Here is a 24,333-nt window from a genome sequence, read left to right as displayed (position 1 = left end):
GAAACCGAGATGACGACCTCATCCCTGGCAGCCGCGCTCGACGTGGAGCTGCGCCCGGACAAACCCGCGGTGGCACACGTCGACACCCCGGCCGACGCACCGAGCTGGGCGGCGCGGCACCGCGAGGCGCTGCGCGCCCAGGTCACCGAACACGGGGCACTGCTCGTCCGCGGCCTGGGACTGCGGGACAAGGACCAGGTCGGTGCCGTCTTCAACCGTCTGACCGGCGGTCTCATGACGGAACGGGAGTCCTTCGCCCCGCGCGAGGAGTTCGGCCCGGGGCTGTACTCCTCCACGACCTGGCCGGCCAACCAGCCGATGTGCATGCACCACGAGCTGAGCTACACGCTGGAGACGCCCGGCCTCATGCTGTTCGCCTGCCTGACCGCGCCGGACCAGGGCGGGGCGACGGCGGTGGCCGACGCGGCCCGCGTCCTTCAGGCGCTTCCCGCCGAGCCGAGGGAGCGCTTCGAGCGTGAGGGCTGGCTGCTGACCCGCTGCTACACCGACGAGATCGGGGCGTCCCTGGAGGAGTCGTTCGGCACCGGCGACCGCGCCGAGATCGAGCGCTACTGCAGGGCCAACGCCATCGACTTCACCTGGCAGCCGGACGGCTCCCTGCGCACCACACAGCGGCGCCCGGCCGTGGTCCGGCACCCTCTCACGGGCCAGGACTGCTGGTTCAACCAGATCGCCTTCCTCAACGAGTGGACGCTGGCCCCGGAGGTGCGCGAATACCTCGTGGACCTCTACGGAGAGGACGGCCTCCCGTTCAACACCCGCTTCGGTGACGGAAGTCCGATCGGCGAGGACATCGTCCAACTGCTCAACGCCACCTACGACGAGCACACCCGACGTGAGCCCTGGCAGGCCGGTGACCTGCTGCTCGTCGACAACATCCGCACCGCGCACAGCAGAGAGCCCTACACCGGAGAGCGACAGGTGCTGGTCGGCATGGCCGAGCCCCACCGCCCGGCCGGCTCCGGCCCGACCTCGGAGGCAGACCGGCGATGACCAACCTGTTGTCCACCGTCACGCAGCCGGTCACGCCCGACACGGCTTCGGCGCCGACGTTCGCGGTGATCTCCGGCGCCCAGGTGCAGCAAGCACTCGACGGGCGCGAGAAGGAGATCGTCGAACTGGTCGAGGCCACCTACCGGCTGCACGGCGCCGGGGACTCGGTCAACCCCCCGTCGTACTTCCTGCGCTTCCCCGACCGTCCCACCGCACGGATCATCGCGCTGCCGGCCTCCATCGGCGGGTCGGTGCACGTCGACGGACTCAAGTGGATCTCCAGCTTCCCGGACAACGTGCGGGCCGGGCTGCCCCGCGCCTCCGCGGTCCTCATCCTCAACGACCCCGGCACGGGCTACCCGTTCGCCTGTCTGGAGAGCTCCATCATCAGCGCGACCAGGACGGCGGCGTCCGCCGCGCTGGCCGCCGACTGGCTCAGCCGCTCCCGGCCGCGCCCGAGCCGTGTCGGGTTCTTCGGCACCGGGCTGATCGCCCGCTACATCCACACGTTCCTCGCCGGCACCGGCTGGACCTTCGACACCATCGGCGTGCACGACCTCGACGCCGACAGCGCCGCCGGGTTCTGCGGGTACCTGAGACAGCGCGGGACCACCGCCGACGTCACCGTCCACGACAGTGCCGAGGACCTCATCCGCGCCTGCGATCTCGTGGTCTTCGCCACCGTCGCGGGCGAGCCGCACGTCACCGACCCGTCCCTGTTCGCCCACAACCCCCTCGTCCTGCACGTGTCCCTGCGCGACCTCGCCCCCGAAGTCCTCATGGCCTCGGCCAACTTCGTCGACGACGTCGAGCACTGCCTGAAGGCCGGCACCTCTCCCCACCTGACCGAACAGCGCACCGGCAACCGGGACTTCCTCAACGGCACGCTCAACGACGTGATGCTCGGGCGGGCCGCCGCGCCGCCCGACCGACCGGTGGTCTTCTCGCCCTTCGGACTCGGCGTCCTGGACCTCGCCGTCGGCAAGTACGTGTACGACGAAACGGCCAGGGCGGGAAACCTCCGCCTCATCGACAACTTCTTCCACGACCTGCGCCGGTACGGCTGAGGCCGTTGCCCTTCCCCGGTACCAGGAGGCCCATCGTGCCCGTGATATCCGCTCCCCATGACTTCAACGAAGGCCGTCTCTTCGTCGACCTCGAGCCGATCTTCGGATGCCCCCTCTACCTGAAGTGCGAGGGCTTCAACTTCGCCGGCTCCATCAAGTTGAAGGCCGCGAACGAGATGGTGGCGAGCGCCGAGCGGGACGGCATCCTGAAACCGGACTCCATCCTCGTCGAATCCTCGTCCGGCAACCTGGGCGTGGCGCTCAGCATGATCGCCGCGAGCAAGGGCTACGAGTTCCTGTGCGTGACGGACTCCCGCTGCAACCTGTCGACCCGCCTGCTGATGGAGGCGCTCGGCAGCCGGGTGCACATCGTGGCCGACCCGGACGAGAACGGCGGATTCCTCGGCACCCGGGTCGAGTACGTCCGCTCGCTGTGTGCCTCCGACAGCCGGTACGTGTGGCTCAGCCAGTACACCAACCCGGGCAACTGGCGGGCGCACTACCGTACGACGGCACAGCAGATCGCCCGTCACTTCCCGAGCCTGGACGTCCTGTTCATCGGCACGGGCACCGCCGGAACCCTGATGGGCTGCGCCCGCTACTTCCGGCAGTGGCACCGGCCGGTGCGCATCGTCGCGGTGGACAGCGTGGGCTCGGTGGCCTTCGGCGGCGAACCCGGCCGCCGGATGATCCCCGGGCTCGGCATGAGCATGCGTCCCCCGCTGCTCGACGAGTCCTACGTCAACGAGGTGATCAGGGTCGAGGAGGCGGAGACCATCCGTACCTGCCACCGGATGGCCCGGCGCGGCTTCCTGTTCGGCGGCTCGACGGGAACGGTGGTCAGCGGCGCGACCGAGTGGCTCTCCCGTCACGACGCGCAAGACATCACCGCGGTGGCCATCGCACCCGACCTCGGTGAGCGCTACCTCGACACCATCTACCAGACCAACTGGCTGCAGGACCTGTACGGCGACCAGATCCTCGACCCGGACGAGATGACCGCCACGGTCCGGACCGAGGAGTCCGCACCCCGCGAACCGGACCGCCGGCCACAGCCGTAGCCCGTGACACCGGAGTCGGACGGGCCCGGGTGCGAAGAACGCACACGGGCCGTCCGGTCCGGCCGGGGGGTGAACTCCTCAGGCCGGGTAGGGGTGGTAGCAGTCCAGAGCCGGGCGATAGAGGACCTGCCATGTGCGGTCCTCGATGACACCGCTCGGCGGCAGGCCGTGGCAGACCTGGATCCACTCGATCTTCTCCAGCGTGGCGGAGTCGAGGACACCGTTGAGGGCCAGCTTGGGCGGCTCGCCGCCCCAGACGTTGCTCAGGCACTGGGCCTGCTTGACCGCCTCGCCGGTGTCGCCGTAGGTGAGCGTGGGCCGAAGGCCGGGTGACGTGTAGGAGCAGGGTTCGGGGTCGGCCACGGCTGCGTGCGGTGCCACCAGCCCGAGTGCTGCGGATGCGCACAGCGCTGCGACCACGGTGGCCCATCTGTTCTCTCTCATACCGCTCCTTCCGGTCTGGCCAGTTGCTGGAAAGCTCGGCGAGCGGAAGCGGAAGAGTCCTCATTCTCCCGCACATCACGAGGCGCAGCATGTGGTGGCCGCTGGAACGCCTCAGTGCCGGCACGCGCCCCGCCTGCATCGCGAAATCAGATCGCCTACAACGGAAACATCTGTTGGACAGCTTTCCGAGGGCGTCTGAGGATGTCTCGTGCGGTAGCACAGTCAACGCGACACGGGATGCACTACCGCCTGAGTGGAGGCGAAATGCCGAGTGAAGAAACCGAAGTAGTCGTCGTCGGGGCGGGCCAGGCAGGCGTGGCGATGAGTGAGCACCTGGGAGCCCACGGCATACCGCACATCGTCCTGGAGCGGCACCGCATCGCCGAGCGCTGGCGCTCGGAGCGGTGGGATTCCCTGGTCGCGAACGGGCCCGCGTGGCACGACCGGTTCCCCGGGCTGGAGTTCTCCGACGTCGACCCCGACGCCTTCGCCTCGAAGGACCAGGTCGCGGACTACTTCGTCGCGTACGCGGAGAAGATCGGTGCCCCGGTCCGGTGCGGTGTCGAGGTGACCTCGGTGCGCAGGCACGCCGGCCGGCCCGGCTTCCGGGTCGAGACGTCGGAGGGCCTGATCGACGCACGCTTCGTCGTGGCCGCCACCGGACCGTTCCAGCGGCCCGTGATCCCGCCCATCGTCCCGGACGGCGCCGTCCCCGTGCAGATCCACTCCAGCGGGTACCGGAACCCGGCGCAGCTGCCCGAGGGCGCGGTCGTCGTGGTCGGAGCGGGCTCCTCGGGCGTCCAGATCGCCGACGAGCTGCGCCGGTCCGGCCGCCGGGTCTTCCTTTCCGTCGGTCCGCACGACCGTCCTCCCCGCGAGTACCGAGGACGTGACTTCTGCTGGTGGCTCGGTGTGCTCGGGGTCTGGGACGCGGAGACCCCTCCCCAGGGTGCCGAACACGTCACCATCGCCGTCAGCGGCGCCCGCGGCGGCCACACCGTGGACTTCCGCGCCCTGGCCGGAACCGGCATCGAGCTCGTCGGCCTGACCGACTCCTACGAGGACGGCGTCCTGCGCTTCGCGCCGGATCTCGCCGCGAACATCGCGCTCGGCGACACCAAGTACCTGGACTTCCTCCGGGCGGCCGACGCGTACGTCGAGCGCAACGGGCTCGACTTCCCCGAGGAACCGCAGGCCCACGTCCTCGGACCGGACCCGGAGTGCCTGACCAGTCCCCGCCTGGAGCTCGACCTGGCCGGGGCCGGCGTCACCTCGATCGTCTGGGCGACGGGCTTCGCCGCCGACTACGGCTGGCTGGAGGTCGACGCGTTCGACGAGAAGGGCCGGCCGAACCAGCGCCGAGGAGTGTCCAGCGAGCCCGGCGTCTACTTCCTGGGCCTGCCCTGGCTGTCCCGCCGCGGGTCGAGCTTCATCTGGGGCGTATGGCACGACGCCCGGTACGTGGCCGACCACATCATGATCCAGCGCGGCTACCTCGCGTACCGCCCGACCGACCGCCCCGGCGCCGTGCCGGCGACCCCGGAGAACTGAGGAGCAGACGATGACCTCCACGAGCGAGGGCCGCCCGCCGAAGGCCCCCGTCGTCGCCGGCGGACACACCCGGATCCGTCCGTTCAACACGCGCGACACCTACCCCGAGCAGAACCTCGACAACGACCTCTGCCAGGCCGTCGTCGCCGGCAACACGGTGTACGTCCGCGGCCAGATCGGCCAGGACCTCGACACCAGCGAGTCCGTGGGCATCGGCGATGCCGAGGCCCAGGCCGAGCGGGCCATGGCCAACATCAAGATGCTGCTCGAAGAAGCGGGCAGCCGGATGGAGCACCTGGTCAAGCTCACCATCTACCTGATCGACCCGCGCTACCGCGAGGCGGTGTACCGCACCGTGGGCCGCTGGACCAAGGGCGTGCACCCCATCTCCACCGGCCTCGTGGTCTCCGCCCTCGCCCGCCCGGAGTGGCTGTGCGAGATCGACGCGATCGCCGTGATCCCCGAGGAGGACCGGGCATGACCATGTCCCTGGTGGTACGCGACGGTGAGCGGTTCGGCATCGTGGCCGCCTCGTCGAGTCCGGCGGTCGCCGCCCGGGTCGCCCATCTGCGGCCCGGGGTCGGAGCGGCGGCTTCGCAGAACGTCACCGACCCGACGCTCGGCACCAGCCTGCTGGAGGCCCTGGCGGACCACGGCGACGCGGAGCGCGCCCTGGCCGACGTCACCGGCGCGGCGCGCAACGAGAAGACCATCCAGTACCGGCAGTTGACCGTGCTCGGCCGCTCCGGTGCCGGGTTCGCCTTCAGCGGTTCGCGGACGCTCGGCAAGCACGCCTCGGCCACCGCGGAGGGCGCGGTGGCGGCCGGCAACATGCTGTCCGGCGAGCACATCCCCGGCGTTCTCCTCGACGCCTACGCCGCGGCCGGCGGAGAGCTGGAGGAGCGTCTGGTCACCGCCCTGAAGGCCGCCGTCGCGGCCGGCGGCGAGGAGGGGCCGGTGTACTCCGCGGGGCTGGCGGTCGTCGCGGACGTGGACTGGCGGGTGACCGACCTGAGGGTGGACTGGGCCGACGGCCCCGTGGACCGGCTCGGCGAACTCCTCGACGTCTGGCTGCCGCAGCGGGACGACTACGTGCGTCGCGGCCTCGACCCCGCCTCCGCTCCTTCGTACGGCGTGCCGGGAGACCTGTGATGGGCGCGCCGAAAGAAGCGGTGAGGCAGGCCGTCGACCGTCATGCCGAGGAGCTGATCGGCCTCTCCGAGCGGCTGCACGCCGACCCGGAGACCGCCTGGGAGGAACACCGGGCCGCCGCGGTCGTACCGGAACCGCTGGCACGCGCCGGATTCGACGTCACCTCGTCCTACCTGGGCCTGGAAACGGCGTTCCTCGCACGGTTCGGCAGCGGACCCACCAGGATCGCGCTGTGCGCCGAGTACGACGCGCTGCCGGGCCTCGGTCATGCCTGCGGGCACAACCTGATCGCGGCGAGCTCGGTGGGGGCCGCGCTGGGCCTCGCCGCCGTCGCCGACGACGTGGGCCTCACCGTCGAGGTCTACGGCACTCCGGCCGAGGAGGGCGGCGGCGGCAAGATCGAGATGCTCGACCGGGGCGCCTTCGCCGGGGTGGACCTCGCGATGATGGTGCACCCGGCGCCGGTCGACGTCGCCGAGGCCCGCCCGTTCGCGGTCAGCCACTCCAAGGTCTCCTACACCGGGAAGTCCGCGCACGCCGCGGCCTACCCGGAGGCCGGGGTCAACGCGGCCGACGCCTTCACCGTGGCCCAGGTCGCCATCGGCCTGCTGCGCCAGCAGCTGCCGGCCTCGGCCAGGGTGCACGGTGTGGTGACCCACGCCGGGGACGCCCCGAACGCCATCCCGGAGCGGTCGACCGGCCGGTGGTACGTGCGGGCGGAGACGCTCGCCGAACTGGCCGAGCTGGAGCCACGGGTCATGCGGGCCTTCGAGGCCGGTGCCCTCGCGACCGGCTGCGAGCTGGAGATCGAGCCGGAGAGCAAGCCGTACGCGGAGTTCCGCACGGACGAGACCGCCCTCGGGCACTACCGCGCCAACGCCCTCGCCCTGGGGCGGCAGTTCGCGCCGCCGGGCCAGGCCGCGCGGATGAACCGGGCCTCCACCGACATGGGCAACGTCTCGCAGGTGGTCCCGGCCATCCACCCCTACATCGGCATCGGATCCCTGCCCGCCACCAACCACCAGCACGAGTTCGCCGCGTACTGCGTCGGCGGGACGGCTCGGCGGGCGCTGCTCGACGGGGCGATCGCGCTGGCCTGGACCGGCGTGGACCGGAGCATGCCGGCCGGGGGAGCGGCGGCATGACCGGGACGGCCGTCGCCGTGACCGCTCGGACCGGCCGGGTGCCGTGCGAGGACCCGGGTGGCGTTCCTCCCGGGTCCGGTGCGGCAGCGGTCATCACCGGCCCGTCCGGCGCGGTGCACCGCGGTCACCGATGGCAGCTCGCGGCCACCCGGCGGCGCCGCGCGGCCGCCGCCCCGGCTGCGGACGTCCGCCGCACGGCGAGGACGGGCGGCACGCCCGGCCCCCTTGCTCACCGTCCCGGTGCGTACGGCACGGAGGTGACCGTCCACCCCACCGTCGTCCCGGACGACGCACACCCGCCCTCCGCCCGGAGGCGCAGCGACGCCACGGAAGGACGCCCCCGGCACGCCGCGAGGTTGCCGGGACGCGCCCACGCGCTGCCCGTGGCCACGGTCGCGGACAGCGCCGTGCCGCCCGCCGCCGGCTCCGCACGGCCCTGCCCCGGCCGGTACGCGAGGGCGGCCGGCGTACTCGGCTGGCCTCTCGATCCCCGACGCCCCGGAGGACACCGATGCCCCTGATCCCAGACCCCCGGCACACCGCCCGGCCGGACACCGGGTACCGCACGGAGCACGACATGCTCGGCGACGTCGCCGTGCCGGCGGACGCCTACTACGGTGCGCACACCGCCCGGGCGGTGGCCAACTTCCCCCTCACCGGAGAGACCCTGGCCGCCCGGCCGCACCTGATCGGCGCACTGGCCGCGGTGAAGCACGCCGCGGCCCGCGCCAACGCCGAGGTCGGCGCCCTGGACGGGGCACGGGCGTCGGCGATCGCGGACGCCTGCGCCGAGATCCGCGACGGCGCACTGCGGGACCAGTTCGTGGTCGACCTCATCCAGGGCGGCGCCGGCACGTCGACCAACATGAACGCCAACGAGGTGATCGCCAACCGCGCCCTGGAACTGCTGGGCCGCTCCCGAGGGGAGTACGCGGTCCTGCACCCCCTCGACCACGTCAACCTCGGACAGAGCACCAACGACGTGTATCCCACGGCGGTGAAACTGGCGCTCGACGCGCACATCGCCGAGCTGCTCGTCGCCCTGGCCGGCCTGCGCGAGGCCTTCGCGGCCAAGTCCGCCGAGTTCGCCGACGTGCTGAAGATGGGCCGCACCCAGCTGCAGGACGCCGTACCCATGACGCTGGGCCAGGAGTTCGGGGCGTTCGCCGCCACCCTCGCCGAGGACGAACAGCGGCTCGCCGAGGCCAGAGTGCTGCTGCACGAACTCAACCTCGGCGGCACGGCGATCGGCACCGGACTCAACGCCCGCCCGGGCTACCGGGAGCGTGCGATGGAGCACCTGCGCCGGCTGACGGGGATCGGGACGCTCCAGTCCCCACCCGACCTCATCGAGGCCACCCAGGACGTCGGCGTCTTCGTGCAACTGTCCGGCGTGCTCAAGCGCATCGCCGTGAAACTGTCCAAGATCTGCAACGACCTGCGTCTGCTGTCCTCGGGACCGCAGGCCGGACTCGGCGAGATCAACCTCCCCGCACGGCAGGCCGGGTCCTCCATCATGCCCGGCAAGGTGAACCCGGTGATTCCCGAGGCGGTCAACCAGATCGCGTTCGAGGTCATGGGCAACGACGTGACCGTCACCCTCGCCGCCGAGGGCGGCCAGCTCCAGCTCAACGCCTTCGAGCCGGTCATCCACCGGAGTCTGAGCGCCGGCCTCGACCACCTCACCGCGGGGATCGGGGTCCTCACCGAGCACTGCGTGCGGGGCATCACCGCCAACCGGACCCGGCTCGCGCAGACCGTCGCGGCCTCCACCGGACTGGTCACCGCGCTCGGCCCCGCACTCGGCTACGAGACCGCCTGCGCCATCGCGCTGGAGGCGCACCACACCGGCAGACCGGCACTCGACCTCATACGCGAGCGCGAGCTGCTGACCGAGGCGGAACTCCGCGCGCTCACCAGCCCCGCCTCCCTCACCGGCCTGCCCGCGCTCTGAGGGCGCGGCGCCGGCGGCACCCGCACACCTGAGGCCCTCTCCACCCATCCACCCAAGGAGGCGCGTATGCGCACCTTCAACAGCGACGCCACGACGACCGAAGCCGCGGTGGCCACCGACACGGTCGCACTGCGCAGGAGCGTCGCCGCGGGAGCCGTCGGCGTGTTCGTGCACTGGTTCGACTGGGCGGCCTACGCCTATCTCGCCGGTACCGTCGCGACCGTGTTCTTCCCGGCCGAGAACAGCACGACCGGACTGCTCGCCGTGTTCGGCGTGTTCGCCGTGTCGTTCGGCATCCGGCCCATCGGTGCCCTGGTGTTCGGGCCGCTCGGCGACCGGATCGGGCGCAAGCGCACCCTGTCGCTGGTCATCTTCATGATGTCCGGCGCGACCCTGGCGATCGGTCTGCTGCCCGGCTACGCGTCGATCGGGATCGCGGCCCCGGTGCTCCTGGTGGTGCTGCGCCTGATCCAGGGCTTCGCGGCGGGCGGCGAGTTCGGCAGTGCGGCGAGCTTCCTCGCCGAGATGGCGCCCCGGCGCCGTCGCGGCTTCGGCGTGAGCTGGCTGGAGGTCGGCTCCCTGCTGGGCTTCCTGGCCGGCTCGTTCGTCTTCCTGCTGCTGTCCACGGGACTCGACGACGATCAGCTGACCGCCTGGGGCTGGCGCATCCCCTTCCTCGTCTCCGCGCCGCTGGGCGTCATCGGCTTCATCATCCGCAACAAGATCGAGGACACCCCGGAGTACCGGGCGCTGGAGGCCGGCGGCTCCGTCCCGCGCAGCCCGGCGCGGGAGCTGCTGCGCCGCCACAAGCGGCAGCTGCTCCAGGCGGCGGGCCTGATGGCGGCCATGCACGTGCCCTTCTACGCGGTGCTGACCTACCTCGTCACCTACGAGACCGACCACCTGGGGCACTCGGCCGGCAGCGCCGCCCTGCTGTCCACGGTGATCTCACTGCTGGGACTCGTGCTCGTGCCGCTGTTCGGCCTGCTGTCCGACCGGGTGGGACGCAAGCCGGTGTTCGTCGGGGCGACGGCCGCCCTGCTGGTCGTCTCCACCCCGGCCTTCCTCCTGATGCGGACCGGGCTCGCCGGGACCTGGATCGCCGGTCTGCTGCTCGGTGTGATCCTGGCCGCGATCCTCGGCACGTACGCGGTGTGGTCGGCGGAGGCCTTCCCCACCCGCACGCGTCAGAGCGGCCTGTCCATCGCCTACAACCTCACCGCAGCCCTGTTCGCCGGCACCGTGCCGTACCTGATGACCGTGCTGATCTCCGCGACCGGCAGCACCCTGGTGCCCGGCCCGTACCTGATGGTGTTCGCCGTCGGCGGTCTCGTCGCCGCCCTGACCCTGCGGGAGACCGCCGGTTCCACGCTGCTGCACCCGGAGGACGTGTCGGAGGAAGCGGCGGCCCCCGAGACCCGCTAGACAGTGCCGCATAGGGTCGGCACCGACACCGATCACCAGGCGCAAGGGTCACGGATGACGTCACCAGTGGGTTTCACGCTCGTACAGCTCCGCTACTTCCTCGTCGCCGCCGAACGCGGTTCGATGACGGAGGCGTCGGCGGAGCTGCACATCGCGCAGTCCGCCGTGTCCGCGGCCGTCTACAATCTGGAACGCGACCTTCAGGTGCAGCTGTTCATCCGCCGACGGGGCCGGGGGCTGACCCTCACGCCCGCGGGGGAGAGGCTGCGGCAGCAGGCGCGGGAGCTGCTGGCCCGCGCCCGGGAGGTCGAACGGGAGGCCCGGGGAGACGGTGAGACCATCTCCGGGCCGGTGGCCGTCGGCTGCTTCGTGACCCTGGCCCCCTTCTACCTGCCACCCCTGTTCAGCGAGTGCACCCGGCGCCATCCGGGCATCGAGATCGACGTGGTGGAGGCGGAGACGGACCAGCTCGTCGACGCCCTGACGGCGGGACGCATCGACTTCGCCCTCACCTACGACCTCGGTCTGGCGGCCGAGCCGGCCCTGCGCAGTGAGACGATCGCCCGCGCCCCGGCCCATGTCATCGTCTCGGCCGATCACCCGCTGGCCGGCCAGGGCAGCGTGGATCTGGCCGAACTGTCCACGGAACCGCTCGTTCTGCTGGACCTTCCGCACAGCCGCGACTACTTCCGCTCACTGGTGGCTGCCACCGGCACCGCGCCCGACGTCCGTTACCGGACCCGGAGCTACGAGACCGTCCGCTCCCTGGTGGCCCGGGGACTGGGCTACTCCGTGCTCAACCAGCGGCCGGCGACCGGTCAGACGTACGGCGGAGGCGAGGTCGCGGAACTGCAGCTCCGGGACGGCGGCCCTCCGCTCGAAGTCAAGATCGCCTCTGTGGGCGGCATGACCCAGACCGCCCGCGCCCAGGCGGTGATGGACCTGCTGCGGGAGATCGCCGACCGGGCCGCCGGGGCCTGAGCGGCCACCCGCCCGTCGGTGAACCCCCCGGGCGGCGGCCGGCTACAGACCGGGGCAGCCCGTCACCGCCCGCGCGTGGGCCGTGATCAGCTCACGGGCTCTGCCGGGGCGCACAGCCGCGTTGTGGCTGACGATGTGCAGACCGAAGCCGTCCTCCAGGGCCACCAGCCCGTGCGCCAGATCGTGCGCGGACGCGGCCAGCGAGAAGACGCCGGTCGCGGCGCCGACCTCCAGGGCGGTCGTGTAGAGCGCGACCTCCCGGGCGAAAAGAGACGTCATCAGCTCGGCGTGGCCCGGGCTGCGGCCGGCCCGCCGGTGCAGTTCGTACAGCAGCCCGTGGACCGGATCGTCGGTCGTGCCCGGCAGACCGCTGTTCAGCAGGGCACGCAGCCGTGCCGCGGGATCTTCCGCGGGCGCCTCGTCGTAGGCCCGCTGACGGGAGTCCAGGTAGCTCTCCACCGCGCCGCGGTGCACCTCCAGGACGAGGTCGTCGAGCTCCGGGTAGTAGTACAGGACCGAGCCCTGGGAGACGCCCGCCGCGTCCGCGATGTCCTTGATGCGCAGGCCCTCCAGCCCGCGCTCCGCGATGGCCCGGCCCGCGGCGGAGACGAGGGCCTGCCTGCGTGCCGTCTGGTTGCGTGGTCTGCCCGCTTTCCCCATGGTGGTCGATTCTCTGCTACGCGTATCAGTCTTCGCAAGAAGTTGCCGCCGAGAGCATTGACGTCCGGTTCACCCATTGTTTGAATCTCGACTCAAAGAAGTGGGCGCGGACACTCACCGCCGAGCTCCCCGCCCCCCCGTCGCGCCGCCGCTTCCGGCAGCGCCCCTGAGACGGCCCAGGCCCCATCCGATCCGAACGAGCACCGGTTCGCCGACGTCCCACGACGCAATCGAAGGCCACAGCATGCACACGTACGCCCACTGGCGGCAGCGCGCCGCCGACCTCACGCCACGCACGCGCCTGTTCATCGACGGAGCGTGGACCGAGCCCGCCGGCGACCGGTGGATCCCGACCGTGAACCCCGCGACCGGCAAGACCACCGCTCATGTGGCGGCCGGCTCGGCAGCCGACGTCGACCGGGCCGTGACCGCGGCCCGCACCTCCTTCGAGGACGGCCGCTGGTCGCGCACCGCACCCGCGGAGCGCAAGCGGGTCCTGCTCGCCCTCGCCTGCCTCATCGAGGAGAACGGCGAGGAACTCGCCCTGTGCGACACCCTCGACATGGGCAAGCCCATCGCCGAGTCCCACGGCACCGACGTACCCGGCGCCGCCGGCGTCTTCGCCTGGTACGCCGAGGCCGCCGACAAGCTCTACGACGAGGTCGCCCCGGCCCCGCCCGGCAACCTCGCCCTCGTCCGCCGCGCCCCGCTGGGCGTCGTGGGCGCCGTCGTGCCCTGGAACTTCCCCCTGGACATCGCGAGCTGGAAACTGGCGCCGGCCCTGGCCGCGGGCAACAGCGTCGTACTGAAGCCGGCCGAGCAGTCCCCGCTGTCCGCGCTGCGCCTGGCCGAACTCGCCTCGGAGGCGGGCCTGCCCGACGGCGTGCTGAACGTCGTCCCCGGCCCCGGGGAGACGACCGGGCGGGCCCTCGGTCTCCACCCGGACGTGGACACCCTCGTCTTCACCGGGTCCACCGCCGTCGCCCGGCGGTTCCTCGCCTACGCCGCCGAGTCCAACCTGAAGCAGGTGTGGCCCGAGGCCGGCGGCAAGAGCCCCAACGTGGTCTTCGCCGACGCCGACCTGGAGGCCGCCGCGGAACGCGCCGCCTGGGGCTTCGTCTACAACGCCGGGCAGGTGTGCTCCGCCAACACCCGGCTGCTGGTCGAGGCCGCCGTCGCACAGGAGTTCACGGCCCGCGTCGCCGAACACGCCCGCGCCTGGCTGCCGGGCGACCCGCTCGACCCCACGACCCGTCTCGGGCCGCTCGTCGACGAGGCCCAGGTGGAACGCATCCTCGAAGCCCTGCGGTCGTCGGGCGGCACGCTGGTGTGCGGCGGCACACGACCCGACCGGGACGGCGCCTACCTCGACCCCACCGTCGTCACCGGGCTCGGACCCGACGCCCCGCTCGTCCGCGAGGAACTGTTCGGCCCCGTGCTCACCGTGCTGCCCTTCCGCGACGAGGCCGAGGCGGTCCGCCTCGCCAACGACTCCGCCTACGGACTGGCCGCCTCCGTGTGGACCCGGGACCTCGGCCGGGCCCACCGCGTCGCCGACGCCCTGTGTGCGGGCACCGTGTCCGTCAACACCGTCGACGCGCTCAGCCCGTTCACTCCCTTCGGCGGATTCAAGCAGTCCGGCCACGGCCGTGACCTCTCCCTGCACTCGTTCGACAAGTACACCGGCCTGAAGACGACCTGGATCGCCCACGGCTGACCGCCCCTGCGACCGACACCCTCTCCGGCACGGCATCCGCCACCGGTACCGAACAAAGGACACACGACTCATGACCCTCGACGCCGCCGACCTCACCCGGCTCGACCGGGCGCACATCATCCACCCCTACCTGCCGGGCAGCGCCACCGAGCGCGTCGTGATGACCTCCGGCTCCGGCTGCCGCCTCACCGACACCGAGGGCCGCCGCTACCTCGACGCCACCGGCGGCCTCTGGCTCGCCCAGGTCGGCCACGGACGCACGGAACTGGCCGACGTCGCCCACGAACAGATGAGGAAGCTGGAGTACTTCACCAGCTTCTGGGAGTTCTCCAACGAACGTGCCATCGAACTCGCGGCCCGCCTCGCCGCCATCGCCCCCGCCCCCCTGAACCACGTCTACTTCACCTCGGGCGGCTCCGAGGGCAACGAGGCGGCCATCAAGATGGCCCGCTACTACCACCACCGACGCGGCGAGAGCAGCCGGACCTGGATCCTGGCGCGCAGCAAGGCCTACCACGGCATCGGCTACGGCGGCGGCTCGGCCACCGGCTTCCCCCTCTATCACGAGGGCTTCGCCCCGATGATGCCGCACGTCTCCCACCTCACGCCCCCGTGGCCGTACCGCTGCGAGCTCTACGGCGACCGGCACCTGAGCCCCGGGCAGGTCACCGACTTCCTCGTCCGCGAACTGGAGGAGCGCATCGAGGAGATCGGCCCGGAGAACATCGCCGCGATGATCGGCGAACCCATCATGGGCGTCGGCGGCATGCTCGTCCCGCCGGCCGACTACTGGCCCCGGGTCCGCGACGTCCTCGACCGGCACGGCATCCTGCTGATCCTCGACGAGGTCGTCACCGCCTACGGCCGCGTCGGCGAGTGGTTCGCCGCCCAGTACTTCGGCGTCACCCCGGACATCATCGTCACCGCCAAGGGCATCACCTCCGGCTACGTCCCGCTCGGCGCTCTCCTGGTCGGCGACCACGTCGCCGAGGTCCTGCTGCGCGACCACGGCTTCCCCATGGGCTATACCTACAACGGCCACCCCGTCGCCACCGCGGTGGCCACCGCCAACCTGGACATCATCGAGCAGGAGGGCCTTCTCGCCCGTGCGACGAGTCTCGGCGCCTTCCTCCACGGCGAACTGGAGGCCCAGCTGGGCGATCTGCCGATCGTCGGCGAGATCCGCTCGGTCGGCATGATGCTCGCCGTCGAACTCGTCCAGGACCGCGCCACCCGCGCACCCCTGCCGCTGAACCCCGACCGGATGCCCCACGACGTCATCCGCCGCGACACCGGCGTCATCGTCCGCGACTCCGCCCACAGCCTCGTGCTGTCCCCGCCGCTCGTCATGACCGAGGCCGAGGCCAAGGAAGCGGCCTCCGCGCTGCGCAGCGTCCTGGAGCGCACCGAGCCCACCGGTGAGATACGCGCCGCCTGACCCCCCCGGGGGAGGCCCGGCACATCACCGGGCCTCCCCACCCGGCAGCACCTGACACGGACCCCCAACCGTTGCCGGCGCCCCGCACGCGCCCCCCTCGCAGTCACTCCCCTCCTCTAGGAACTGCCCGTGTCCTCCAACCTGAAGCCGCGCACCCACCGAGCGGCAGCGTCCCCCTTGCAGCGCAGCCTCAAGCGCTTCGACATCACCGCCATGGCCGTCGCCGCGGTCATCTCCTTCGACACCGTCGGACAGATCGCCACCGGCGGCGGCGAGGCCGCCACGTGGACGGCCGCCATCGCCCTGTTCTTCCTCGTCCCCTACGCCCTGCTGTTCGCCGAGACCGGCGCCGCCTTCCCCCAGGAAGGCGGCCCGTACGTGTGGGTCAAGCTCGCCCTCGGCCGCCCGGCGGCGGCACTCACGACCCTCATGTACTGGGTCACCAACCCCATCTGGCTGGGCGGTTCACTGGTCTTCCTCGCCGCGGAGACCTGGGACGGCTTCGTCTTCCACCTGGGCTCCGGCACGGTGGCCGACTACGCCTTCAAGCTGCTGTTCGTCTGGATCGCCATCCTCACGGCCGTCGTCTCCCTGCGGCGCGGCAAATGGATCACCACCGCGGGCGCGGCGATGAAGGTCCTGGCCCTCGCCGTGTTCACCGTCACGGCCGTCCTCTACGGGGTGCAGCACGGCTTCCACGGCCTGACCGACACCAGCTTCGCCCCGACGACCGCCGGCTTCCTCGCCCTCGTACCGATCCTGCTGTTCGCCTACGTCGGCTTCGAAGCACCCAACGCCGCCGGCGAGGAGATGCACGATCCCCAGCGCGACGTGCCCGCCGCCCTCGGACGATCCGCGACCGTGGCGGCCTGCTGCTACCTGCTGCCGGTCCTCGCCCTCCTGGCCGTCGTACCCGCCCACCAGGTCACCGGCATCGGCGGCTTCATGGAGGGCGCCCGCCTCGTCTTCGGCGTCTACGGCGGTGCGGCCGGCCCCCTGCTGAAGATCACCGCCGTCATGTTCGTCTTCGCTCTGCTCACCCAGGGCAGCGCCTGGATGATCGTCAGCGACCGCATGCAGGCCATGGCCGCGGCCGACGGGGGCTTCTTCAGCCGCGCCCTCGGCACCTTCCACCCACGGCTCGGCACGCCGGTGCGCACCAACCTCCTCTCCGGAGCCGTGGCCACGGTCTTCATGCTCGCCGCCATGCGGCTCGCGAACGGCGACGCGGCCGAGGTGTTCGCCGTGGTGCTCACCGTCGCGGTCACCACCCTGCTGCTGTCCTACCTGGTCATCATCCCCGCGCTGGCCCTGCTGAGGCTCCGCCGGCCGGACGTCCCGCGGCCCTATCGCGTCCCCTTCGGCACCCGTGGCTTCCTGCTCTGCGCGGCGCTCGTCTACGCGTGGATCCTGATCGGGTCGTGGTCGGCGCTCTTCCCCGGGGTCCTGGAACAGCTCTTCGGCATCGACTACGTCTTCCACGACGTCTGGGGCGTCTCCCGTGCCGCGTTCGAGGCATTCACCCTCGGTACCGTCGCCGTACTGCTGATCGTCGGTGTCGTCGGCGTCGCGGTGGCCCGCCGCGAGGACGCCCGACCGGGCGCGGCGGGGTAGGCCGGCTCGCGCCGCCGGCGACGTCCCGGCGGGCCTCCCGCCGCGGTAGCCGCCCGGAGCGAGATCATGAAGAGGTGATGAAGAAGACGAAGAAGGCGACTCCGGTGGAGCGATCCGTCAGTGAACCGGGGATCTCCGCCTACCAGCGGGCGCTGCGGGACCGATTGCTCGCCGCCCCGGTCGTTCCCGCGCCCGCGCCATGGCGGCCCGTCTTCGAGTACGCGTACGGAGTCCCTGTCGGCGGACTGCTCGGGATCGGCTTCGCGTCGCATCCCGAGAGCGGCCATGACCTGGTCATGGTCGTCTCGCACGACGGGCACGGTCTCTTCGACGCCGTCACCGGCGAGAAGACGGCCAGGGACCGCGACCCGGATCCCGAGGACAGCACCCCCGACGCGGTTGCCGACCTGTCCTGCCCCGGACTCGGACCCATCGCCGGGAGCCGCGTACGCATCGCGGGGCTCTTCGGCGGTGGGCTGCACACCACGACCGGGGACGGCTGGACCCTGGAGGCTGTCACTCCGGCCTGGCCCAACCATCGTGTGCTGCTGTCGGTCGACGGCGGACTTCCCCACTCCGGCCCGTACGGGGAGCAGTGGTGGCACATCTTCCACTCCACGTACTCGGAACTCCGGGCCTTCGGCTTCTCTCCCTCTGGGGAGACCATCGCCGTCGCGACGAGCAGTGACGTGTCTCTGTGGACCCGCCGTCCCGAGTACGGCAAGGGCAGGGCCGCCCGGCACTGATCCGTGGTTCAGTCCGTGTCGTCGCCGCACTCCGGCTCGGCGAGCCCGTCCTGCCGAGCCGTCCGTGCCGGTGGGGACGGCTGGGTGCCGCCCTTGGCGACCGGCTGGAAGTAGTGCTCCAGCGCCCAGGCGGCCACGCGGATGCCGGTCCGGCAGCCGACCAGGTCCGCCGTGCGGGAGTGGACGCCGCCCCACACCCGGGCGTCGACGACGTCCCGGTTGAGGTCGTCGGCGGACCCGTAGTACCGCGTGGTGCCGGTGACCTCGGAGGGGACGTAGAGGTCGGTGCGCGAGGTGCCGAGGACGCCGGTCAGGGCGCGTGTTACGGCAGCGGTGACGGTCGTGTGGCCGGCGATGTGGTCCGGGTGTGGTGGGGTGAGGAGCAGCGGCTCCCAGGCCGGGTCCGCCGTCGTCGCGGGGTTGCCGTCGGTGTCGGCGAGGCGGATGGCGGTGATCGGTCGCCAGGAGCCGTAGTGGAGCTTGGCGTCCCACGCGGTGACGACGGCGTCGGTCGCCGACGCGTTCACCGCGGCGAACAGCCGGGCCGTCTCGGCGACGCCGAACCGGTGCCGGGCGGCGTGGTCCCGTACGGCCGACTGGACCTGTTCGATCAGGTTGCCGCTGAAGAAGAGGGCGGTCTCGGTCTGCTGCGCGGTCCTGCCCGAGCCGGACTTCGCGCCCATGGCCTTCAGCTCCTGGACGTCCTCGGCGTATGCGGCCGACGAGAGGGCGGGTGGTCCGCCGGGGCGGAACTGGTGCGGGGAGGCGAGCAGGAGGGGGCGGAGCCTGGCGAGCCAGGTGTCGATGAAGGGCTGGAACCCGGGCGGGGTGGGCCGCCAGACCCCCGGCGCCGGGGAAGCGGTGAAGGGAACGTCCGCGAACCTGCCGTCCCCTTCCCGCAGTTCGATGATGCGGGCGGCAGCGCGCCGTCCGTAGTCAACACCGCGGTCTCTGGACCGACCGGCCGGAAGAGCGGCGAGCGAGTCCGCGTGGGCGGTGTCGAGCCGCTCCTTGAAGGCAGGGAAGTAGGTGAGCAGCACGTCGTGGGCCGCGGTGGCGGCGGCCGCCGCGGAGGAGGCCTTGGCCGGACCGCGCTCGCGCCATTTGTACAGGGCGTAGCCGCCTTCGATCCCCACCACGGCGTTGTACACGGCGACGGAGACGAACCCTTCCCAGATCGCCACCTGCCCGGAGGGGCGTGGGCCAAGACTGGTCGTGATCGTGTCGGTGGCGATGGCGTTCCACTCGCGTACCACGGCTGCCGGGTCCGGTGTGGTCCGGGTGCCCGCCCCGGGGGGACTTGTCGCGGCGGTGAGCGTCACGAGGGCGACGGCCGTGACGGCGCAGACGAATCCCCGGACGCGTGAACGCGGGGGAACGGGAAGAGGGGGCTCTTGATACACGGCGTGCTCCCTTGGGTCGAGTTCCCAAGGCTTAGCAACGGCCCACTGCGTCAGCAAGACAACTCGCCGCGAACCGGGCATGCCTTCAGGCCTCGCTCACGGATCTCTCCCGGATTCGAGGACGCCCCAGCCCATCCGCTCCGATGAGCCATCATGGGCTGTGGCCCGCCGCGCGCGAAGGCCGCGGAGCTTGTGGCAGCTGCCGCGCGCGACGCCCGCCCTGCCTTCACCAGCGCCACCACGAACCAGCGTTTCTGCTCACGGCCATCACGAGTCCGCCGCCCCCGGCGGCCTCACAAAGGAGATCGCATGAACGTCTTAGTCATCGGTGCCACCGGTTTCATCGGCTCTTCCGTCGCCGCCGCCCTGGTCGGGGCCGGGCACGAAGTGTCCACCCTCCAGCGCCCGGACGGCCGTGCCACCGGGTACCGTCCCGTGCCCGGCGACCTGACCGACCCGGCCTCGCTGGGGCAGGCCGCCACGGGGTTCGACCGGGTCGTGCACGCCGGTCCGCCGCTCGGGGAGGAACTCGACCTGGCCGGGGTGGACGCGTTGGTCGCCGCCGCGGGCGACCGGCTCGTCCACACCACAGGCGCCGCCGTACTCGGCAGCGGCTCCAAGGACGAGGACAGCGCGCCCGATCCGCACCCCGTCGTCGCCTGGCGGGCCGAGCTGGAACGCCGGGTGCGGACGGCGGGCGGCAGGGTGGTCCGTCCCGGAATGGCCTACGGCGACGGCGGCGGCAGTGTGCCGGCCCTGCTGGCGGCCAAGGCCGCCGAACGGGGCACCGGCGTCTACATCGGCGAACCGGGCGTGCGCTGGCCGGTCGTGCACGTGGCGGACCTGGCCGCGCTGTACGTCGCGGTGGTCGAACACGCCGAGCCGGGCACGGTCTGGCACGGGATGAGCGAGACGGTCCGCCTCGACGACGTCGCCCGGGCGCTCGGCGGCGGGACGGCGACCTCCTGGCCCCTGGAGGAGGCGACCGCCGAAATGGGCCCGATCGCCGGCCTGTACACCCTCGACCAGGACATCTCGTCGGACAGGACGCGCCGTCTCCTCAACTGGACTCCGAAGCACACCTCGATCACCGCCTACCTGAACTCCCAGGTCGGACACGCCTGATGCTGCCGATCGACATCGAGCAGATGTCGGGCGGTGAACGTTTCCGGTGCCTGCGGCGTCGGCGTCATACAAGAACAGTGAGGAGACTGTGAATGCGGACTGTTCGGACGCTGGTGCTGGCGGGCGCGGCTCTGGTGATGGCCACGGGGTGTACGGCCGGGGGAGGCGGAGGTGCGGACGCCGCCTCCTGCGCCTATGTCGTGGCGTACGACGGGCGGGCGTACTGGGGGATCGACGGCGGTGACTTCGAGGTCGGCGAGGCGGTCGGCGTCGCACGGAAGCCGCCTTGCGACGACACGCCGAATGACGGTGACGGTGGAGAAGCGGCCGAGGAACTGACCGCCTACCGGGTGGTGGGGCGGGACACCGGCACCGCCCTCGCCGTGGGCACCTCACCTGATGACGCCGTCCTCGTCACCTTCGACCCCGAGAAGCACGGGTCTGAGACCGTGCGCGAGTTGTTCGGGGAGCTTTAGGCCCTGCCCTGCCTTCCCCGTGCCGCGGGGAAGGCAGGGCGGCGGGTGATACACGTCACGGCGGTGTGCGGCTCGATCTTGGAATGCGTGGCGCGCAGTGACTGCTGCAGGTTATGGGCTTTCCCTGTTCTGGGGGGTGCGCGGGGCAATGGTGCTCGGCGCGACTGGCCACGGACCCGGAGCCGACCTCGGTTGTTCCTGTCCTTTGTTCCTGGATCGCTGTCTTTGAAAGGTTCTCCTGCACCATGCCACTGGCTCTGCTGGCCCTGGCTGTCGTCGCGTTCGGCATCGGCACGACCGAGTTCGCCACCATGGGGTTGCTGCCCCAGATCGCCGACGGGATCGGCGTGTCCGTGCCGCACGCCGGCAATCTCGTCTCGGCCTACGCGCTCGGAGTCGTCGTCGGCGCCCCCGTGCTGACGGGCATCGGTGCGCGCGTACCCCATAAGCGGCTGCTGCTGCTTTTGTCCGGGTTGTTCGTGATCGGCAACATCGCGTCCGCGCTCGCCCCCACCTTCGGCCTGCTCTTCGCCGCGCGCTTTCTCGCGGGTCTGCCGCACGGGGCGCTGTTCGGCGTGGGCGCCGTCGTGGCCTCCCGGCTGGTCACCCCGGAACGGGCTGCTCGCGCCGTCTCGAAGATGTTCCTCGGACTCACCATCGCGAACATCGTCGGCGTCCCGGCGGGCACGGCCCTCGGCCAGCAGCTCGGCTGGCGGTCCGCCTACGTCGCGGTCGCCGTCATCGGGGTCGTCGCCCTTGCCTCGCTGGCCTGCTTCGTCCCCCACCAGCCTCGCGGCCGGCAGTCGGGCATCCGGCACGAGCTGCGGGCGATGGGCAACAAGCAGGTGGCCATCGGCCTGGCCACAGCCGTTGTGGGCTTCGGCGGGTTCTTCGCCGTCTACAGCTATCTGGTGCCCATGCTGACGAACCTGACGGGCATCTCCGACTCCTCGACCGCCCTGGTGCTCGCGCTCTACGGCGTAGGCATGACGCTCGGCACGCTGATCGCGGGACCGCTCACGGACCGCGCCCTGCGCCCGACGCTCTACGCGGGGCTCGCTCTGCTCGCCGCGGCGCTGGTGACGTTCTACTTCACCGTCCACAGCACCGTGCTCGCTCTGGTGACGGTCACCTTCATCGGTGCGATGGGTTCCTTCATCACCACGCCCATCCAGATGCTGCTCATGGCGAAGGCCAAGGACGCCCCGACGATGGCCGCGGCCTCCAACCACTCGGCCTTCAACCTGGCCAACGCCGGCGGCGCCTGGCTCGGTGGCCTCGCCATCTCGGCGGGCTGGGGCTGGGCCTCGCCCACGCTCGTCGGTGCCGCTCTCGCCGTGGCCGGCCTCGGCCTCGCCTTCGCGGGAGGACTCATGGACCGGGGCAGCCGTCGCTCCCACGTGATCACTTCGTCCGGCACCGGAACCTCGGCACAGGCGGCCGGACCAGCCCCGGCGGTCCCCAGCACGGGTGGATCCGCAGGCTCTCCCCAGTCTCCCCAAGCCCCGGGGGACCGGGCCTAGCACCGGGGCACCGGCACCGCCAAGCCAACGACCTGCCCGGCGCCCGCGTCCCGGGGCTGCGACGGCCCGGGGCGCGGCGGAGACTCTGCCGTCCGGGCGGCGGCGCCATCCGGAGGAGACCAAGCTACGAAGTCGGCGGAAACCGGGTTCGTGGTCTTGCCGTAGACGATCACAGGCGCTTCAATGCACCCACCCCCCGCAGGAGGAACACCCGAGCCAGACCCAGCGAAAGGGTTCTTCTTGTCCGCCATCCGTGCCACCGTCCGTGCCACCACACGTGCAGCCGCCGTCACCGTGGCTGCCTGCGCCACCGCGCTCGCCCTGGCATCGCCCTCGTCCGCGATCAACTCCTACCACGCGGTCCCCGCCCCCGAACGCACCGAGGTCGGCGCCCTCGTGGCCACCTGGGACGACGACGGCGATCCGGCCACCCCGGACCGTGTCGACTGGGTCTGCTCCGGCACCATGATCGACGCGGACACCTTCCTGACGGCCGCTCACTGCACCACCGACTGGCCGGACAACGTCCGGTTCCACGTCTCGCTCGACCAGGACGTCCAGTCCGGACTGGAGGCCGCGGCGAAGAAGTACCCCGGTGACCCCGCCGCCCAGGCGAGAGCCGTCGCCGTCCAGGGCACGGCCCACAGCCACCCCGGCTACCCGGGCCCGGCCGCCGACACGCACGACATCGCGGTCGTCGAACTCCCCGCCGCGAAAATGACCTCGCGCTGGTCCTTCACCCCGGCGGCACTGCCGACCGCCGGCCGGCTCGGGGCGCTGGGACCGCAGAAGCTCAACGCCACCGACTGGGTGGTCGCCGGATACGGCACCCAGGAGGCCGTGAACGGACCAGGGGGCCACACTCACCCGGGCGGCGGTGTCCGGATGAAGGCACCGGTGACCTTCAACGCCCTCAACGACGCCTGGGTGCGTCTCGCCATGACCGCTCCGCAGGGCAACGGCGGTGCCTGCTACGGCGACTCGGGCGGGCCCAACTTCGCCGTCATCGACGGTCGGCGCATCCTCGCTGCGACGACCATCACCGGCGACGGCCCCTGCTACGCCACCAATGTCACCTACCGGCTGGACACTCCGGGCGCCCGCGCCTTCCTGGCGCCATTCGTGCGACTGCCGTAACTCTGGAAACGCACGGGGCTGGGAGATGCCGGCAGCGCGGCCCGCCACCGGCACCACCCGGCCCCGCAGCGTCGGGGCGTAGCGGTGGCGCGCCCGAACTCGGAACACGACTGTCACCGGTCCCGTGATCACGTCGGTCTCCGGCACTACTGTCGAGGCATGAGCGAAGACTCCCAGCGTTCCGTCGTCGTCCAGCGAACCGGCACCGGCCACTTCGTCGCCACCAACGCCCGCGGCGGCACGATCCACTTCGGTACCGCGTCCGATGACGGCCGGAACACCGAGTTCACCCCTGTCGAACTGCTGCTCGCCGCGATCGGAGGCTGCACGGCCGTGGACGTCGACGTCGCCACCAGCCGGCACGCCGAACCCGCCCAGTTCTCGGTCTCGGTTTCGGGCGACAAGATCAGCGACGAGCTGGGCAACCGCATGACCAACCTCAAGGTCACCTTCAGCGTCGCTTTCCCGGACGGTGAGGGCGCGGATCGCGCCCGCACGATTCTGCCCCGCGCGGTCAGGGCGTCCCACGATCGACTCTGCACGGTCAGCCGCACGGTCGAGAGCGGCACGCCCGTCGCCGTCACGATCGACGAAGCCTGACCGTTTCAGGAGTGGGACGGCCCGGGCGCCGGGGTGCGCCGTGCGAGCCCGGTTTCTGTTCGCAGAAGTAGTGGGTGCGGACCAGCAGGACGAAGTCCTG

Annotated in this window: 22 protein-coding genes; 19 read left to right on the top strand and 3 right to left on the bottom strand. The window is 71.6% G+C overall.

What is annotated here, in order from left to right; all coding sequences use genetic code 11:
• Positions 1-9 precede the first annotated feature (9 nt).
• The 3 genes from H0H10_RS21625 to sbnA are packed head-to-tail and all read left to right on the top strand — an operon-like array spanning position 10 to position 3,142.
• Positions 10-1,014, top strand: coding sequence for a TauD/TfdA family dioxygenase (locus H0H10_RS21625; protein ID WP_188182677.1), 1,005 nt, complete (start codon positions 10-12; stop codon positions 1,012-1,014).
• On the top strand, positions 1,011-2,081 hold the full coding sequence (gene sbnB, locus H0H10_RS21620) for a 2,3-diaminopropionate biosynthesis protein SbnB (RefSeq protein WP_188182676.1): 1,071 nt from the start codon (positions 1,011-1,013) through the stop codon (positions 2,079-2,081). Before H0H10_RS21625 ends, sbnB begins: the two co-directional genes overlap by 4 nt.
• A 35-nt stretch (positions 2,082-2,116) precedes the next feature.
• Positions 2,117-3,142, top strand: coding sequence for a 2,3-diaminopropionate biosynthesis protein SbnA (gene sbnA / locus H0H10_RS21615; RefSeq protein WP_188182675.1), 1,026 nt, complete (start codon positions 2,117-2,119; stop codon positions 3,140-3,142).
• A gap of 78 nt (positions 3,143-3,220) precedes the next feature.
• Here the strand turns inward: sbnA and H0H10_RS21610 are convergent, their stop codons facing one another.
• Positions 3,221-3,586: a peptidoglycan-binding domain-containing protein gene (locus H0H10_RS21610; RefSeq protein WP_188182674.1), complete on the bottom strand. Its 366-nt coding sequence runs from the start codon at positions 3,584-3,586 to the stop codon at positions 3,221-3,223.
• A gap of 264 nt (positions 3,587-3,850) precedes the next feature.
• On the opposite strand from H0H10_RS21610, the gene H0H10_RS21605 reads away from it, so the two are divergent.
• From H0H10_RS21605 to H0H10_RS21575, 7 genes are all read left to right on the top strand, one after another.
• Positions 3,851-5,137 carry a flavin-containing monooxygenase gene (locus tag H0H10_RS21605; protein ID WP_188182673.1) on the top strand — a complete coding sequence of 429 codons (1,287 nt, stop codon included), beginning with the start codon at positions 3,851-3,853 and terminating at the stop codon, positions 5,135-5,137.
• A 10-nt stretch (positions 5,138-5,147) separates the two neighbouring features.
• Positions 5,148-5,618 (top strand): RidA family protein, encoded by a 471-nt coding sequence (locus tag H0H10_RS21600; RefSeq protein WP_188182672.1) that lies wholly within the window; start codon positions 5,148-5,150, stop codon positions 5,616-5,618.
• Positions 5,615-6,289, top strand: coding sequence for a DUF1028 domain-containing protein (locus H0H10_RS21595; RefSeq protein WP_188182671.1), 675 nt, complete (start codon positions 5,615-5,617; stop codon positions 6,287-6,289). The genes H0H10_RS21600 and H0H10_RS21595 overlap by 4 nt, the downstream gene beginning before the upstream one ends.
• Positions 6,289-7,434: a M20 family metallopeptidase gene (locus tag H0H10_RS21590; protein ID WP_188182670.1), complete on the top strand. Its 1,146-nt coding sequence runs from the start codon at positions 6,289-6,291 to the stop codon at positions 7,432-7,434. Before H0H10_RS21595 ends, H0H10_RS21590 begins: the two co-directional genes overlap by 1 nt.
• Positions 7,435-7,945: 511 nt before the next feature.
• The gene (locus tag H0H10_RS21585) at positions 7,946-9,388 is read left to right on the top strand and encodes an aspartate ammonia-lyase (RefSeq protein ID WP_188182669.1); all 1,443 of its coding nucleotides are present in this window, start codon (positions 7,946-7,948) and stop codon (positions 9,386-9,388) included.
• Between the two features lie 66 nt (positions 9,389-9,454).
• Entirely contained in the window at positions 9,455-10,813 is a 1,359-nt protein-coding gene (locus H0H10_RS21580) for an MFS transporter (RefSeq protein ID WP_188182668.1), read from the top strand.
• A 54-nt stretch (positions 10,814-10,867) separates the two neighbouring features.
• A complete protein-coding gene (locus tag H0H10_RS21575; protein ID WP_188182667.1) occupies positions 10,868-11,794 on the top strand; it encodes a LysR family transcriptional regulator in 927 nt (308 codons plus the stop codon).
• A 42-nt stretch (positions 11,795-11,836) separates the two neighbouring features.
• Here H0H10_RS21575 and H0H10_RS21570 read toward each other — a convergent pair whose 3' ends face one another.
• Positions 11,837-12,454, bottom strand: a complete 618-nt coding sequence (locus H0H10_RS21570; protein ID WP_188182666.1) for a TetR/AcrR family transcriptional regulator — start codon at positions 12,452-12,454, stop codon at positions 11,837-11,839.
• Between the two features lie 244 nt (positions 12,455-12,698).
• On the opposite strand from H0H10_RS21570, the gene H0H10_RS21565 reads away from it, so the two are divergent.
• From H0H10_RS21565 to H0H10_RS21550, 4 genes are all read left to right on the top strand, one after another.
• Entirely contained in the window at positions 12,699-14,171 is a 1,473-nt protein-coding gene (locus tag H0H10_RS21565; RefSeq protein ID WP_188182665.1) for an aldehyde dehydrogenase, read from the top strand.
• 70 nt (positions 14,172-14,241) lie between these two features.
• Positions 14,242-15,609, top strand: a complete 1,368-nt coding sequence (locus H0H10_RS21560; RefSeq protein WP_188182664.1) for an aminotransferase family protein — start codon at positions 14,242-14,244, stop codon at positions 15,607-15,609.
• Between the two features lie 129 nt (positions 15,610-15,738).
• A complete protein-coding gene (locus tag H0H10_RS21555; RefSeq protein ID WP_309141866.1) occupies positions 15,739-17,223 on the top strand; it encodes an APC family permease in 1,485 nt (494 codons plus the stop codon).
• A gap of 77 nt (positions 17,224-17,300) precedes the next feature.
• Entirely contained in the window at positions 17,301-17,969 is a 669-nt protein-coding gene (locus H0H10_RS21550) for a hypothetical protein (protein WP_188182663.1), read from the top strand.
• 8 nt (positions 17,970-17,977) lie between these two features.
• Here the strand turns inward: H0H10_RS21550 and H0H10_RS21545 are convergent, their stop codons facing one another.
• Positions 17,978-19,291: a vanadium-dependent haloperoxidase gene (locus tag H0H10_RS21545; RefSeq protein ID WP_188182662.1), complete on the bottom strand. Its 1,314-nt coding sequence runs from the start codon at positions 19,289-19,291 to the stop codon at positions 17,978-17,980.
• 390 nt (positions 19,292-19,681) lie between these two features.
• Here H0H10_RS21545 and H0H10_RS21540 point away from each other — a divergent pair, with 390 nt between their 5' ends.
• The 5 genes from H0H10_RS21540 (at position 19,682) to H0H10_RS21520 (ending at position 24,233) form a co-directional block, all read left to right on the top strand.
• Positions 19,682-20,497, top strand: a complete 816-nt coding sequence (locus tag H0H10_RS21540; protein ID WP_188182661.1) for an NAD-dependent epimerase/dehydratase family protein — start codon at positions 19,682-19,684, stop codon at positions 20,495-20,497.
• 92 nt (positions 20,498-20,589) lie between these two features.
• Positions 20,590-20,973, top strand: a complete 384-nt coding sequence (locus H0H10_RS21535; protein WP_188182660.1) for a DUF6281 family protein — start codon at positions 20,590-20,592, stop codon at positions 20,971-20,973.
• Between the two features lie 245 nt (positions 20,974-21,218).
• Positions 21,219-22,496, top strand: a complete 1,278-nt coding sequence (locus H0H10_RS21530; protein WP_188182659.1) for an MFS transporter — start codon at positions 21,219-21,221, stop codon at positions 22,494-22,496.
• 240 nt (positions 22,497-22,736) lie between these two features.
• Positions 22,737-23,633: a trypsin-like serine protease gene (locus tag H0H10_RS21525; protein WP_223180196.1), complete on the top strand. Its 897-nt coding sequence runs from the start codon at positions 22,737-22,739 to the stop codon at positions 23,631-23,633.
• A gap of 159 nt (positions 23,634-23,792) precedes the next feature.
• Positions 23,793-24,233, top strand: a complete 441-nt coding sequence (locus tag H0H10_RS21520) for an OsmC family protein (protein ID WP_188182657.1) — start codon at positions 23,793-23,795, stop codon at positions 24,231-24,233.
• Positions 24,234-24,333 lie beyond the last annotated feature (100 nt).

This window comes from Streptomyces griseicoloratus, from assembly GCF_014534645.1.
GTDB lineage: Bacteria > Actinomycetota > Actinomycetes > Streptomycetales > Streptomycetaceae > Streptomyces > Streptomyces griseicoloratus.
Note: the sequence above shows the minus strand (reverse complement) of the source record. Positions and strands in the feature narration are given on the sequence as shown.